Below are 14,421 nucleotides of genomic sequence, written 5' to 3'. Positions count from 1 at the left end.
TTTGGATCGAAATAAATGGACTTGAAAGTTTCGGTTTGACTATAATAAGTTTCACATCGAAACTTAAAGTCAAAACTTAAATGTCGAAACGAAATACTCAATTAAGAAGACACGCCATTTCTAACTTGGTTTCTGAACTAGGAGAAGTCAGCGTTGATGAACTTGCTCAGAAATTCGAAACCTCAGAGGTCACGATTAGAAAGGATTTAGCTTCTTTAGAGAAAAACGGCCAACTTCTACGCCGCTATGGCGGTGCGATTGCTATCCCAAAGGAAGTCATTCACGAAGAATTGGGCGCTAATGTTTCGACTCGAAAGTTAAGCTTAGCAAAAGCAGCAGCATCATTGATTCGCGATCATAATCGCATCGTGATCGACAGTGGCAGCACGACTGCCGCGCTGATTCAACAGTTGAATGACAAACGTGGCTTAGTGGTCATGACCAACTCGTTGCATGTTGCTAACGCCCTAAATGAATTAGAGAGCGAACCGACACTGCTGATGACTGGCGGTACTTGGGATACGCACTCAGAGTCCTTTCAAGGCAAAGTAGCCGAATCTGTATTACGAGCTTACGACTTTGACCAACTATTCATCGGTGCGGATGGCATCGATCTCGAGCGTGGAACCACGACATTTAATGAATTGGTTGGCTTAAGTAAGGTAATGGCAGAAGCGTCACGTGAAGTGATCGTAATGATCGAGTCCGAAAAAATCGGCCGTAAGATCCCAAACTTAGAGCTCGCTTGGCATCAAGTTGATGTGTTGGTGACCGATGCAGATATCCAAGCAGAGCATAAAGTACAGATTGAACAACATGGCGTGAAAGTCATTTGCGCCTAATAATGTAATCAGTTTCATATTTCACTTCCCTCTGGATAAAGGCCTTTGCTTGCTGCCTCTATTTGAAATCATGGCTAGGGAAGGACAAAACTACAAACGGAGATAAACACATGTGTGGAATCGTAGGTGCAGTAGCACAACGAGATGTTGCAGAAATTTTGGTTGAAGGTCTACGCCGCTTAGAGTACCGCGGTTACGACTCTGCTGGCGTTGCGGTTGTTGATGGCGAATCAAACCTAACGCGCGTTCGTCGCTTGGGTAAAGTACAAGAATTGGCTGATGCAGTAGAAGAAGCAAAAGTGATCGGCGGAACTGGTATTGCGCACACTCGTTGGGCGACACACGGTGAACCTTCTGAAATCAATGCTCACCCACACATGTCTGGTGATATCGCAGTGGTCCATAACGGCATCATCGAAAACCATGAAGAGCTGCGTGAGCTGCTTCAATCTCGTGGCTACGTGTTTGAATCGCAAACGGACACAGAAGTTATCGCACACATGGTTGAGTGGGAACTTCGTACTTCAGAAACGCTATTAGAAGCGGTACAAAAAACAGCAAAACAACTTGAAGGCGCATACGGCACGGTAGCGTTGGATCGCAAAGACTCATCTCGCATCGTAGTAGCACGTTCAGGCAGCCCGATCGTGATCGGTTTTGGTGTAGGTGAAAACTTCCTAGCGTCTGACCAACTTGCATTACTTAACGTTACGCGCCGTTTCATGTACCTAGAAGAAGGGGACGTAGCAGAAATTACTCGCCGTGAAGTCACTGTGTTTGATGCAACGGGTGAGCCAGTTGAGCGTGAAATTGTTGAATCTAATGCAGAGCATGATGCAGGTGATAAAGGCCAATACCGTCACTTCATGCAAAAAGAAATCTATGAGCAACCTAAAGCGTTGATCAACACAATGGAAGGTCGTATCACGTCAGATTCTGTTGTGACAGACGCGATCGGTGTGCACGCGGCAGACATTCTAAGCAAAGTAGAACACGTACAAATCGTGGCGTGTGGTACGTCTTACAACGCAGGTATGACGGCACGTTACTGGTTTGAAGACATTGCAGGCGTTAGCTGTGATGTAGAAATTGCGTCTGAATTCCGTTACCGCAAGTTTGTGACTCGTCCAAACAGCCTTCTTATTACGTTGTCTCAGTCTGGTGAAACTGCAGATACGTTAGCAGCACTTCGCCTAGCAAAAGAGAAAGGTTACATGGCGGCGATGACCATTTGTAACGTAGCAGGCTCTTCTCTGGTTCGTGAATCAGATTTTGCGTTCATGACTCGCGCTGGTGTTGAAATCGGTGTGGCTTCAACCAAAGCGTTCACGACTCAGCTTTCTGCACTACTTATGCTGGTAACAGCACTGGGTAAAGAGCAAGGTCGCATCAGCAAAGAGAAAGAAAAAGAGATTGTTGAAGCGCTACACGCACTTCCTAAGCAAATCAACGCGGCACTTTCTTTCGAGAAAGAAATTGAAGCACTAGCAACGGATTTTGCAGACAAGCACCACACATTGTTCCTAGGCCGTGGCGAGTTCTACCCAATCGCGATGGAAGCGTCTCTAAAACTGAAAGAGATCTCGTACATCCACGCAGAAGCGTACGCGGCGGGTGAACTGAAACACGGTCCTCTTGCGCTGATTGATGCTGACATGCCTGTTGTTGTGGTTGCACCAAGCAACGACCTACTTGAAAAGCTAAAATCAAACGTTGAGGAAGTACGTGCGCGTGGCGGTCTTCTGTATGTATTCGCAGATGCAGACGCAGGCTTCGAAGGCGATGAAACAATGAAGATCATCACGATGCCTCACGTTAGTGAAATCACGGCGGCGATCTACTACACCATCCCAATGCAATTGCTGTCTTACTACGTAGCACTGATCAAAGGTACGGACGTAGACCAACCACGTAACCTGGCGAAAGCGGTAACGGTTGAGTAATTGCGCTTAACAGCAAAAATCCAAGCGGCACATGCGAGAGTATGTGCCGCTTTTTTATTTAAGCCCACTTTAAGGGGGTGAGTTATTGACCCAACTGGTGAGCGGTTAGAATTGCAGAGTAGACATTTTCTGCCGTCACTGGGAATGGCATATTGTGGATGGTTTCTCCCTCGGCCGTTGAGGCTTCGGCGACCTCGCGCAACTTAGCGTGGTTAAGCTCTTTAACGCCCATATCAAATAAGTTGGTTGGTAGACCTACAGAGCGGCAGAATGCAAGAACCGTATTAATCTCTTCCATCGCTGCGTTTTCTAATACCAGCTGAACTAGTGTGCCGAACGCGACTTTCTCACCATGATAGAGATGATGACACTCTTCAAGCTTAGTTAGGCCGTTATGAATAGCGTGAGCACCCGCTAGACCACTGCTTTCAAAACCGATACCGCTCAGGTATGTATTGGCTTCAATAATGTTTTCTACCGCTTTGGTGCTCACACCATTTTCTACCGCAGCTTTTGCTTTTACACCATCTTCAAGCAAGGTTTCATAGCAAAGTTTCGCAAGCGCTTGTGCTGAACGCGTCGCTAACCCACCAGCCATTGTTGCCTTACCAGAAGTCATGTTGGCACGAGCTTCAAAGTAGGTGGAAAGCGCGTCGCCCATCCCCGATACAAGTAAGCGAACAGGGGCTTTGGCGATGACTGACGTATCCATGATGACCATGTCTGGGTTTTTAGGGATCATCAAATATTCTGCAAATTCACCTTCAGGGGTGTATATCACCGCAAGCGCTGAGGTTGGCGCATCAGTCGAGGCAATCGTAGGAACCACCACGACAGGAATTTTGGTGTAAAACGCAACAGCCTTTGCTGTATCTAACGTTTTACCACCACCAATACCGACAATGACATCGTGTTTTTGAGTGGCACAAATGTCCGTGATGCGTTCAATCTCAACGCGCGAACATTCGCCACCAAAAATGTTCATAGTGAGTGGAAGCTTTTCGTCAGCAAAGCTTTGTTTGACGTCATCACCAACCAGGTTAGTCACGAACTCATCGGCAATTACTAACGGACGTTCACCTAATGTTTTCACATAGTGAGCGATAGATGTAAGTACTTGTTCACCTTGGACGTATTTGCTTGGGCTGATAATAATTTTGTCCATAATTCAAACCTTTAACCTTTTTATGTGTGTTTTGGACTGCAATGAATATCCATTGTAGGGATAAGGTTTATATTAGGTTTGGTGTGGTAAGTGGTGAAGGATATCTCTGCTTTTGTTCCATGCTTTTATGACCTCTGTGTCAAACTGACTCTCAGAAGTAATAAGCATCAGCATGCTTTATGGCGCCGATCACTATTCAAGCGAATCTGTCGTTTTTCGTTTCATATTGAAACGAAAATACCGAAGTCGTTGTTTCAATATGAAACAGATTGATTTTTGTTGAGCACGTTTTTTCTCTGTTTAAGATGAATTCATACCCTACATAAAAATATAAATGGAATGAGATAGAACGATGAAAAAGTTAATTAACCAAGTCGATGATGTTGTATTGCAGCAAATGGAAGGCCTAGCATTGTCCCGCCCTGAGCTAAAAGCTAACTACGAACCTCGTTACATGTGGCACGAGGAAACGCCGGGGCAAGTGGCACTGGTTTCTGGTGGTGGCTGTGGTCATGAACCTTTGCACGCTGGTTTTATTGGTAAAGGCATGCTGACAGGCGCCTGTCCTGGTGAGGTGTTTACTTCACCAACGCCAGATCAAATGTACGAATGTGGCAACCAAGTGAATACTGGTGAAGGCGTGCTATTTATCATTAAAAACTACACCGGAGACGTGTTGAACTTTGAAACGGCCGTGGAGCTCCTTCATACCGATGGTATCAAAGTTGGGTCGGTGTTGGTGGATGACGATGTTGCAGTCAAAGACAGCCTATACACCGCTGGTCGCCGTGGCGTTGCTGGAACGGTATTGGTTGAAAAGTTAGTTGGGGCTGCCGCGAGCAAAGGTTATTCGTTGGAGCAATGTGAAGCACTGGCTCGTCGCGTTAATAATCACTGTCGTTCATTTGGCGTGGCGCTTAATGCTTGTGTTGTACCCGCAGCAGGTAAACCATCTTTTGTTCTGGAAGATGATGAAGTGGAGTTTGGTGTTGGTATCCATGGTGAACCAGGTATCAAGCGAGTGAAATACACCGATGTCGATACGTTAGTGGATGAAATGTTTGCTGAAGTTGCTGAAAACACACCTTATCAGCGCACATTGCGTATTTGGAATCGTGACGAAGGTGAATGGGATGAAGTGGAATCCAGCATTGAGCCTTTCGCCGCTGAACACGACTACATCGTGATGGTGAATGGTATGGGTGGTACGCCAACTTCAGAGCTTTACGGAGTGTACCGTCGTCTGGCTCATAACTGCGAGCAAGCAGGGTTCCGTATCGTGCGTAATATGGTTGGTAACTTCTGTACGTCACTCGATATGGAAGGCGTTTCGATTACGTTGCTAAAGGCAGACAAAGAGATGTTGGAGCTGTTTGATGCTCCTGTCGATACGGCCGCGATCAAGTGGTAACAGGGGAGAGCAAACATGCAAATTGAAAAACAACATATCGTTCACTGGCTAGAGTTATGTGCAAAAACGTATCAAGAGAATCAAGATTTTCTGACCGACCTTGATCGTGATATTGGTGACGCCGACCACGGTCTCAATATGAACCGTGGCTTTAAAAAAGTTGCTGAAAAACTGCCGCAATTTGCGGACCAAAATATCGGCAGCATTCTCAAGAATACGGGTATGACCTTGCTTTCTAGTGTCGGTGGGGCAAGTGGCCCGCTGTATGGCACGCTGTTTATTCGTACGGCTGCCGCTGTCGGAACTCGAGAGCAATTAACGTTTGAAGAGTTAGTGGATGCACTAAAAAGCGGTGTGGATGGCGTGGTGTCTCGTGGTAAAGCAGAGCTGGGTGATAAAACCATGTGTGATGTTTGGTTACCCGTTTTAGTTAGCGTGAAGGCGTCGTTAGAAAATGGCATGAGCGCCGATCACTTACTTAATGAAATGGTTGAGCTAGCAGAAACGAACGCGGTTGCCACGATTGAAATGTTGGCGAAAAAAGGGCGAGCAAGCTATTTAGGTGAACGCAGTATTGGTCACCAAGATCCCGGTGCAACCTCTTCTTTGTTAATGATTAAAGCACTACAGCAGGCAATAGCAGGTAATTAAGATGGTGGGAATTGTAGTTGTATCTCATAGTCGTCGACTTGCCGAAGGGGTGGCAGAACTTGCCACCCAAATGACGCAAGGCAAAGCCAAGCTTGCGATTGCTGCTGGGATTGATGATCCAGAGAACCCGATCGGAACCGATGCCATTGCCGTGATGGAAGCGATTGAGCAGGTACAAGATCAACAAGGGGTTGTTGTGTTGATGGATCTTGGCAGCGCGTTGCTTAGCACGGAAATGGCTCTGGATCTGATTGATGATCATGTGAGGGAAAATGTCACCCTTATCTCGGCACCTATTGTTGAAGGAACCATGGCGGCGTCGGTGGCTGCCGCCGCCGGACTGCCTTTATCGACGGTAGTCGAAGAGGCACAGAATGCGTTAAGCGTAAAACAAGAGCACCTTGGTGATCAGCCACTAACATCCGCTGAGATAGCGCCAGTATCAGAGAACTTTGAGCAAGAATGGACATTTGATTGGGTAGTGCAAAATCCGCATGGATTACATGCTCGTCCCGCTGCGGCCATTGTTGGTGCACTCGCGCCTTTTGACTGCCAATTATGGTTGAAAAAAGGCGAGCGCCGTGTGAACGCGAAAAGCTTAAACAGCATTGCGAAACTTGGCGTTCGTAGTCAAGAGACGATCACCTTATGCGCACTTGGACCTCAATCCAGTGAAGCAATCAAGGCATTTGAAGCCTTAGCTAGTGAGCACTTCGGAGAAAAAGAGGCGGTTGAGCAAGGCATTATCGAACCTGAAGAAAGTTCAGATACTCTGCTCGATGGCATGGCCTCAAATCAGATTGAAGGTGCTGTTGTTGGTATTCGAGTCAATGACGGTATCGCTACTGCTCCTGCTGTCCTTTTTACTCATGAAATGCCAGCTGTGCCTGAACGTGATTTCCAAAGTGAACAAGATGAAATTGAACGGGTTAAGCGTGCGATAGGCGTGGTTTTTCAACATTTGCAGGAGCAAGCGAAGCAGCCGAAAGGGGAAATATTTTCCGCTCATAGCATGATGCTCAGTGACCCAGAATTATGGGCATCGGTCGAGTCGCGAATTCAAACGGGCATGATAGCCGAGCAAGCTTGGGTAGAATCACTGCAAACGTTGGCCGAAGAGTTTCGCCAGGCAGAAAGTCAGTACATGCGGGAACGCGAAGCAGATGTGCATGATATCGCACGCCAAGTTATGGTCGAAATGACAGGCGTAACGCCTAATGCCATCGACATTCAGGAACCGAGTATTTTGTTGGCCCGCGACCTGATGCCTTCTGATGTGGCCGGGCTTGATAAATCGAAAGTGCTTGGTATCTGTTTGAGTGAGGGAGGGAAAACCTCTCACAGTGCGATTCTTGCTCGTGCGATGGGGATTCCTGCCATCGTTAAAGCTCAGGGCTGCCTTGATGCTGTGCGTGCTGGTCAAGTGGTGACTATTGATGGCTTTCGAGGGCATTTATGGTTCTCTCCTTCAGATGCCGTACAGCAGGAATTAGAAGCGCAACAAATTGAGTGGCAAAGCACCCGACAAAGTGCGCTAGCGAGTGCTCAGCAAGCCGCAGTCACCTGTGATGGTGTCCATATTCCAGTATTCGCCAATATTGGTGGACCGAAAGATATTGATGATGCACTAACATCAGGAGCTGAGGGCGTTGGTCTATTCCGGACTGAGTTTCTATTTCAAAACAGTGATGAGTTGCCGACTGAGGAAGCGCAATACCAAGTGTATCGTGATATTGCTGCCGCACTTGGTGATAAGCCACTTACGATTCGTAGTCTAGATGTTGGCGGTGATAAGCCTTTAGCCGCTTATCCTATGCCAGCAGAAGATAATCCATTTTTAGGTTTGAGAGGGGTGCGGTTGTGCCTTCAACATGAGTCATTGTTTACCGCTCAACTTCGAGCCATTCTGAGAGCCTTTCACGAGCAACCGAATATTCAATTGATGATACCGATGGTGGCTCAGGTTGAAGAAGTGAGAAAAGTAAAAGTGCTGTTGGCGCATCAAGCAAACCAACTCGGCTTGGATGCGACTCATTTGCCCGTTGGTATTATGATTGAGGTACCAGCCGCGGTGTTAAATGCTGATGCGTTAGCCCAAGAAGTCGACTTTTTCTCTATCGGCACCAATGATTTGACTCAATATGTTATGGCCGCCGATCGAGGTAACGCCGCTGTTGCTGAATTGGTGAACTACTTTGAACCATCGGTACTAAAAGCCATTGAGCTCACGTGTGCAGCAGGCGATTGCGCGGGCATACCGGTTAGTATGTGTGGTGAGATGGCTGGCGATCCAAATGCCACAGAAACATTGCTTCGCGTGGGGTTGCGAAAATTCAGCGCCAGTTCGAGCATGCTACCGGGACTAAAAGCGCAGATTCGTCAGTTGTCTGTCGATGTTTAATCGATACCTTATCGTTAGTACACCTGTACCGGCGTGCTTACGCCGGTTTTACTTTTGTTATAGGAACGCCAATTCACGACTTAATACAGCTTCATTTGCTCCTGCAGCCCAAACTTATTAATTTTTCTCCATAAGGTCGTGCGGCCAATTTGCAATGCTTTCGCCATATCATGCATTTTGCCATCACACTGATTCCAAGCCTGAACAATCGCTCTTCTCTCGGCTTCTTCTAACGTGATTACTGGCGTATTTTCTGCGGTATGGCGAGAATTCAGTTTAATGTCTTCAGGAATATCGTTCAGCTTGATTAAGTTGGAACTGCGGTTAAGCAAAATTCGCTCAGTTCGATTTCTTAATTCAGAGTTGTTGCCTGACCAACGAAAATTCATCAACGCTTCCAGTGCGACTGGCTCTATCGAGATCGTCACATTGTGGCGGCGTTCATAATGGCTGATAAGTTGCTGGACGAGAAATTCAATGTCTTCTTTACGCTTTCGTAGTGGCGGAATATGCAGCTCGTTCGAGGAGATTTCATAATAAAGTTGCCGACCAAATGAGCGCTGAGTGACATACTCGCTGATCTCTGAAGCGGTGCTGGTAATAAGTTGAAAATCTACGGGGATCAATCGCAAACTGTCGCTGCGGCTGACGAGCCCAGTTTTTAACAACTTAAGTAGCACGGCTTGTAAATCGGGCGACAGATATTCCACCTTTTCTAAAAAGAGCGTACCGCCATGGGCGAGCTCAAACTTTGAAGGCATGCCTTGCCCTTCGTCATAGCCTAGGGTTTCTTTGACCAGTTGCTCTGTATTGATGGAGCGACAGTTGAGCGTAATGAATGGCCCTTCTTTGTAGGTGCTTTCGTTATGAATCGCCATGGCGAGAGTGGCTTTTCCTACACCTTCTTCACCCGTAATTAGAATCGGTGATTTGGACTTTATGGCCCGTTTTGCCACGGTAATGACATGCTTCATTTTTCGTGAAATGACGGGCAAAGTGCTGAACGCATAGCGCGCACTGCCACCTATTTGTTGTTGAGCAAGTTCGCGAATTTTATCGATAGGGTGCAAGAACAATAAGTGTGTGCCGTCATTGAGTGGACGCAAGGTGATGATCGCCTCAACAAACTCGCCACGAACCTCTACCGTTGTGAGTTTTCGGTTGATGCTTGCACCCGACTCAATACTATTGAGGACATTTGGCGGGAAGCGTAAAACAGCAAAGACTTCTTTATCCAAGACCTGACTGGCTTCAATGTTTAACAAACGCTCGGACTGGTGATTTACCATGGTTATACGGCTTTCTTCATCCCAGGCCAGAAGGCCGTCATCCATGCATTCTAACGTTGCGTTGTGCGCACAAGTAAGGCGGTTCATGTTTTCTTGTTCCGACTGAATGTGGATTTGCAAGCTGACTTCTTTCGCGCTCGACGCGATGATGACTAAGTCTTCTTTCTTATAGCTTTCCGCTTTTCTGAAAAGGCATGTTGTACCGCGTAATTTGCCAAATTGGTCGAAAACAGGCGCCGCTACAGAGGCATAAGAGTGCAAGTGGCGATTGAAATGTTCGGCAGCAAAAACTTCACACGGGATATGAGTGTTGATACAGAGATTGACTGCATTTGTGCCTATCTTTCCTTCGGAGAGAAAACAGCCTTGTTTTATGCCGAGCGTTTGCATCTCTTGTCGCATAGAGTCGTGCCCGACGGTGGAGAGAATACAGCCGTTGCCATCGGTTACCATCAATACCAGGTCTTCGTCACCAAGCATATCGTACGTATCTTCAAGTACGGTCGTGGCGCATTCGATGAGATGTTCGTTGCGCTTCATTAGAGATGAGAAGGTAAAACCAGAGGCAATATGTGGTTTTGACCAGGTATAAGGGCTGCATTGCTTTATGCAACGCTCCCACGACTCGAGGACGGGAGTGCGGGAAAATTCTGGAGATACCCAGTGGTGTTTCTGGAAAAACTCCCACTTAGTTTTAGTGTCTTCGATTGAAAGCATGCGATCCCGTTTCAATACTAGCGATAGATTGGTCTGATGTTACAGAGACATCGGAATATGGACTGTGATGGCTTTCACGCACGTTGTATAGAAGAATGTGCAAAAAGAGGGGCGAGTTGAGGAGGCTTCCGTGCCAGTTTTTCGATTAAAAAGGGCTGTCTTTGCCGAGCTCATTGCAAATCTCGACAATGGCAAGTGAGAGCCCTGACTTAATGATTTGTTGTTGACGTTGCAGTTGTAGCTGATAAAACTCAAGGTCGATGTCGTCATCTGGTTCGCTGACTTCCAGTTGTACCATGCCCATTTTCTTCACCAAGTGCAGTTTCTTAATTGGTTCTAGAATATTCGGGTCAGTGAATTCGTAATCTGAAGCGTCACTATTGAGTTGGTTTTTGAGTTTGATGATGTCTTCGATGTCGTGGTAGATGTCATCGGGGAGCACTCCCAAGCCAAACAATAACTTCAAACGAACAGACAGATCGCCCAGCGGTCCAGAGTCTTGTAGCAGCGGACCGACAACCGATTGAACAGCGAAGTTATCTTTACGAAAGATTCTTTGCACCAACCCGTCGATCGAATCGTTAAAAACGTCGACTGCTGCAATGAAAAAGCCTCGTACCGATGGTGCGCTGTTTAATCGCTCAATGATCTCGGTTTCGTTGATGTTATCTGCCATATACTGAATACATTTCTAATTATTAGCTATCCCAACTCTTCAAGCAGAGAAGGACATAGAAGGGGAGCCGAGCTCCCCTAGGTAAATCAAAGTTGGTTGTAAAGTGTCTCGATTTGAGCCACTTCATCGCTGTCTTCTGCAAGACCTGTGTATGTCGCTAGCGTCTTCTTCACACCCACTTCTTTTAATGAGTTTTGTAGCTCTACGGCTTGTGGGTCAGTGTCGTTAGTGTACTTCAACGCAGCGGCAATGCCTTTCAAAAGTGTTTGATTTTCAGTGCCATACTCAATTGTACCGAGTAAAGGCTTCACTAATCTATCGTTTGCACCCAATTTTCGAATTGGTTGACGACCTACGCGATCCACCTCATCCACTAAGTATGGGTTGGCAAAGCGTCCTAAAATCTTCTCGATGTAGGCGTTGTGCATGTCACGGTCGAAGCCGTAACGTTTGATCAGCACTTCACCACTTTCTTGCATCGCCTGTTTTACTTCAGCGTGAATGCTTGGGTCTTCAATTGCTTCACGAATGGTACGATGGCCTTTCAAGCAACCTAGGTAAGCGGTAATGCAGTGGCCTGTATTGAGAGTGAATAGCTTGCGTTCTACGAATGCCATTAGGTTGTTGGTTCTTTCCATGCCAGCTATGTCAGGGATTTCGCCCTTGAATTGCTGCTCATCCACAATCCATTCGCTAAAACTCTCTACAGTGACTTCTAGTGGGTCATCGTTCGCCGCTTCTGCTGGTGGTACGATGCGGTCCACTGCGGAGTCGACGAAGCCAACTAGCTCGTCTGCTTTCGCGTGTAATGATTCATCCAAATGTTTGTACACTTCACCTTTTAGGTGAGTCGTGCCACGAACCATGTTTTCGCACGCGATGATGTTCAATGGTTTATCGTTACCTGCTGCAAAGCGTTTAGCAATGCCGGTAGCGATGGTTTTTGCAATGATGTCCAGTACGTTAGGGCCAACCGCTGTTGTTACCAAGTCGGTTTTTACAATGCGGTCGATGACATCTTCACTGGCTGAGTTTACCGCGGTGACGTGAGTTACTGTGTCGATTTGGCACTCAGTACCGACCACTTTTACTTTGTATTCTTGCTTGTGACTCAGTTGATCGACGAGTGGTGCGTCTACATCTGCAAATGTGACCTCGACTTCTGCGTCTGCTAATAGTTTACCGATGAAGCCACGACCAATGTTACCTGCGCCAAAATGAACTGCGTTTTTCATAATTCTTACCTACCAATGTCTAAAATGTTGACTTACGAAACTAGGGGGAGGCCAACCGCATAGGGGGTGACAGCTGACCTCATTTGCCTCAGGAGCAAATTAAAGGGGTAATTAAGCCGCTTGTTGACCGCCAAGGATGTTTAGAATCTCTTCCACATCGTTGGTGCTGGTTAGCTTCTCAATTGCCTCCGGCTCATCGAGCGCGTTCGTAATGGTGGTGATCACCTGGATGTGCTCATCGTTCTTAGCGGCAATGCCGATAACCAGTTTCGCTACATCATCGTCGTCTTCAGTAAATTGGATACCCGATGGGTATTGGCAGATTACAATGCCGGTTTTCTTCACGCGGTCTTTCGCTTCTACCGTGCCGTGAGGCACTGCGATAGATTCGCCTAGGTAAGTTGGAACCAATGCTTCACGCTCAAACATCGCGTCTACGTATTCTGGTTCTGCGTAGCCAAGTTCGACCAACTTGTTGCCCGCGAAGCGAATCGCTTCTTCTTTGTTGGCAGCTTTCAAACCTAGGTGAATGTTTTCACGCTGGATTTGGAACACCGACGTTTGCTGTGGCTCGAAGTTGTCGTCGTTTGCTGCCACGAGCGACACTTTTACCATTTGGTCGTCATTGGCTGCGGATTGGTTTTGTGCTGCTAGTAGTTTGGTGACTAGCTGGTTGTACATCTCGCTATCTAGGAAGTTAGTCAATGAAATGTGGTGTGCGTTTGGAGCATGCTTACGTGCACGATCCGTTAAGTCTTTATGAGTAATCACGATATCTGCACTCTCTGGTAAGCTGTTAATGGCAAGGTTGGTTACGTGGATGTTCAGACCTGCGTCTTGAACCTTTTTGCGTAGCATGCTCGCGCCCATTGCACTCGAGCCCATGCCCGCATCACAAGCGACAATGATGCTTTGTACTGTCGCTAGGTCTACGTCACCTTTGCTTTGGCTGTTTACCACCGCATCGTTTTTAGATGCAGATTTCATGTCTTTCATTTGTGATGTTGCTTTTTCTAGTGCTGCTTCATCACCGTCTTCTTCTGTTGACGTTTGCGTCTTCATTAGCAGTGCTGCTACCGCGAATGACACGCCTGTTGCTGCTGCGATAGACGCTAGTACACCAACGATGGAGCCTTTCTGAGTCATCAACAAGATTGCAAAGATTGAACCTGGTGATGCTGGAGAAACAATACCTGCGTTAAAGATAGTTAGAACGAATACGCCAGTCATACCACCTGCGATAGCCGCAAGGATTAGGCGAGGGTTCATTAGGATGTATGGGAAGTAAATCTCGTGGATACCGCCGAAGAAGTGGATGATTGATGCACCACCTGCCGTTTGACGAGCCGTACCTTTACCAAACACCATGTAAGCTAGCAGGATACCTAGACCAGGACCTGGGTTTGCTTCGATTAGGAAGAAGATCGACTGACCTGTTTCAGACGCTTGCTGGATACCCAGTGGAGAGAAAATACCGTGGTTGATCGCATTGTTTAGGAAAAGGATCTTCGCAGGTTCAACGAAGATTGAAGTCAGTGGTAGTAGGTGAGCAGAAACTAGGAAGTTAACGCCAGCCGCCAAGCCACCAGAAAGAATTTTTACGAATGGACCGATAAAGATGAAAGCAAGGATCGCACACAGCATGCCGATGATGCCCGCAGAGAAGTTGTTAACCAACATCTCGAAGCCACTTTTTACTTTACCATCGATGTAGTTATCGAATTTCTTGATAGCCCAGCCGCCCATTGGGCCGACCATCATTGCACCCATAAACATTGGGATGTCTGTGCCGACAATCACACCCATTGTTGTGATTGCACCGACTACCGCACCACGATCGCCACCAACTAATTTACCACCGGTGTAACCGATAAGTAGTGGCAGCAAGTAGGTAATCATTGGGCCAACCATAGAGGCTAACGTTTCGTTTGGTAGCCATCCAGTTGGGATAAATAGAGCAGTGATAAAGCCCCACGCGATAAACGCGCCGATGTTTGGCATTACCATGTTTGACAGAAAACGACCAAAATTTTGTATCTTGATCTTGGCATCTGGTGATATCATAACAATTCCCCGTTCGATGTTCTGATG

General features: G+C 46.9%; 10 protein-coding genes. 5 read left to right on the top strand and 5 right to left on the bottom strand.

Features of this window, described 5'->3' with window-relative positions; all coding sequences use genetic code 11:
- Positions 1–80 precede the first annotated feature (80 nt).
- Both R7P72_RS12940 and glmS read left to right on the top strand, forming a co-directional pair.
- A complete protein-coding gene (locus tag R7P72_RS12940) occupies positions 81–842 on the top strand; it encodes a DeoR/GlpR family DNA-binding transcription regulator (RefSeq protein WP_005379701.1) in 762 nt (253 codons plus the stop codon).
- A gap of 110 nt (positions 843–952) precedes the next feature.
- Positions 953–2,785, top strand: a complete 1,833-nt coding sequence (gene glmS, locus R7P72_RS12935) for a glutamine--fructose-6-phosphate transaminase (isomerizing) (RefSeq protein WP_318110578.1) — start codon at positions 953–955, stop codon at positions 2,783–2,785.
- A gap of 82 nt (positions 2,786–2,867) precedes the next feature.
- Here glmS and R7P72_RS12930 read toward each other — a convergent pair whose 3' ends face one another.
- Positions 2,868–3,950, bottom strand: a complete 1,083-nt coding sequence (locus R7P72_RS12930; protein ID WP_005379703.1) for a glycerol dehydrogenase — start codon at positions 3,948–3,950, stop codon at positions 2,868–2,870.
- Positions 3,951–4,302: 352 nt separating this feature from the next.
- On the opposite strand from R7P72_RS12930, the gene dhaK reads away from it, so the two are divergent.
- From dhaK to ptsP, 3 genes are read left to right on the top strand one after another with little or no spacing between them, the layout of a single operon-like run.
- Positions 4,303–5,361 carry a dihydroxyacetone kinase subunit DhaK gene (dhaK, locus tag R7P72_RS12925; RefSeq protein ID WP_005379704.1) on the top strand — a complete coding sequence of 353 codons (1,059 nt, stop codon included), beginning with the start codon at positions 4,303–4,305 and terminating at the stop codon, positions 5,359–5,361.
- 15 nt (positions 5,362–5,376) lie between these two features.
- Positions 5,377–6,012 (top strand): dihydroxyacetone kinase subunit DhaL, encoded by a 636-nt coding sequence (gene dhaL / locus R7P72_RS12920; protein ID WP_005379705.1) that lies wholly within the window; start codon positions 5,377–5,379, stop codon positions 6,010–6,012.
- Between the two features lies 1 nt (position 6,013).
- Entirely contained in the window at positions 6,014–8,413 is a 2,400-nt protein-coding gene (gene ptsP, locus R7P72_RS12915) for a phosphoenolpyruvate--protein phosphotransferase (protein WP_285437727.1), read from the top strand.
- A gap of 80 nt (positions 8,414–8,493) precedes the next feature.
- On the opposite strand, the gene dhaR is transcribed toward ptsP, so the two are convergent.
- From dhaR to R7P72_RS12895, 4 genes are all read right to left on the bottom strand, one after another.
- Positions 8,494–10,419 (bottom strand): dihydroxyacetone kinase operon transcriptional regulator DhaR, encoded by a 1,926-nt coding sequence (gene dhaR / locus R7P72_RS12910; protein WP_318110574.1) that lies wholly within the window; start codon positions 10,417–10,419, stop codon positions 8,494–8,496.
- A 145-nt stretch (positions 10,420–10,564) separates the two neighbouring features.
- Entirely contained in the window at positions 10,565–11,095 is a 531-nt protein-coding gene (locus R7P72_RS12905; RefSeq protein ID WP_005379708.1) for an MltR family transcriptional regulator, read from the bottom strand.
- A gap of 86 nt (positions 11,096–11,181) precedes the next feature.
- Entirely contained in the window at positions 11,182–12,330 is a 1,149-nt protein-coding gene (locus R7P72_RS12900) for a mannitol-1-phosphate 5-dehydrogenase (protein ID WP_005379709.1), read from the bottom strand.
- Between the two features lie 111 nt (positions 12,331–12,441).
- Entirely contained in the window at positions 12,442–14,394 is a 1,953-nt protein-coding gene (locus R7P72_RS12895; RefSeq protein ID WP_005379710.1) for a PTS mannitol transporter subunit IICBA, read from the bottom strand.
- Positions 14,395–14,421 lie beyond the last annotated feature (27 nt).

It is taken from the genome of Vibrio sp. Vb0888 (assembly GCF_033338835.1).
Classification (GTDB): domain Bacteria; phylum Pseudomonadota; class Gammaproteobacteria; order Enterobacterales; family Vibrionaceae; genus Vibrio; species Vibrio alginolyticus.
The sequence above is the reverse complement of the archived record's forward strand: the minus strand, read 5'-3'. Positions and strand labels throughout refer to the sequence as shown.

Coding starts and splice junctions, on each gene's coding strand:
- ptsP (WP_285437727.1), top strand. CDS start 6,014: ATGGTGGGAATTGTAGTTGTATCTCATAGTCGTCGACTTGCCGAAGGG.
- glmS (WP_318110578.1), top strand. CDS start 953: ATGTGTGGAATCGTAGGTGCAGTAGCACAACGAGATGTTGCAGAAATT.
- R7P72_RS12895 (WP_005379710.1), bottom strand. CDS start 14,394: ATGATATCACCAGATGCCAAGATCAAGATACAAAATTTTGGTCGTTTT.
- R7P72_RS12905 (WP_005379708.1), bottom strand. CDS start 11,095: ATGGCAGATAACATCAACGAAACCGAGATCATTGAGCGATTAAACAGC.
- dhaK (WP_005379704.1), top strand. CDS start 4,303: ATGAAAAAGTTAATTAACCAAGTCGATGATGTTGTATTGCAGCAAATG.
- R7P72_RS12900 (WP_005379709.1), bottom strand. CDS start 12,330: ATGAAAAACGCAGTTCATTTTGGCGCAGGTAACATTGGTCGTGGCTTC.
- dhaR (WP_318110574.1), bottom strand. CDS start 10,419: ATGCTTTCAATCGAAGACACTAAAACTAAGTGGGAGTTTTTCCAGAAA.
- R7P72_RS12930 (WP_005379703.1), bottom strand. CDS start 3,950: ATGGACAAAATTATTATCAGCCCAAGCAAATACGTCCAAGGTGAACAA.
- dhaL (WP_005379705.1), top strand. CDS start 5,377: ATGCAAATTGAAAAACAACATATCGTTCACTGGCTAGAGTTATGTGCA.
- R7P72_RS12940 (WP_005379701.1), top strand. CDS start 81: ATGTCGAAACGAAATACTCAATTAAGAAGACACGCCATTTCTAACTTG.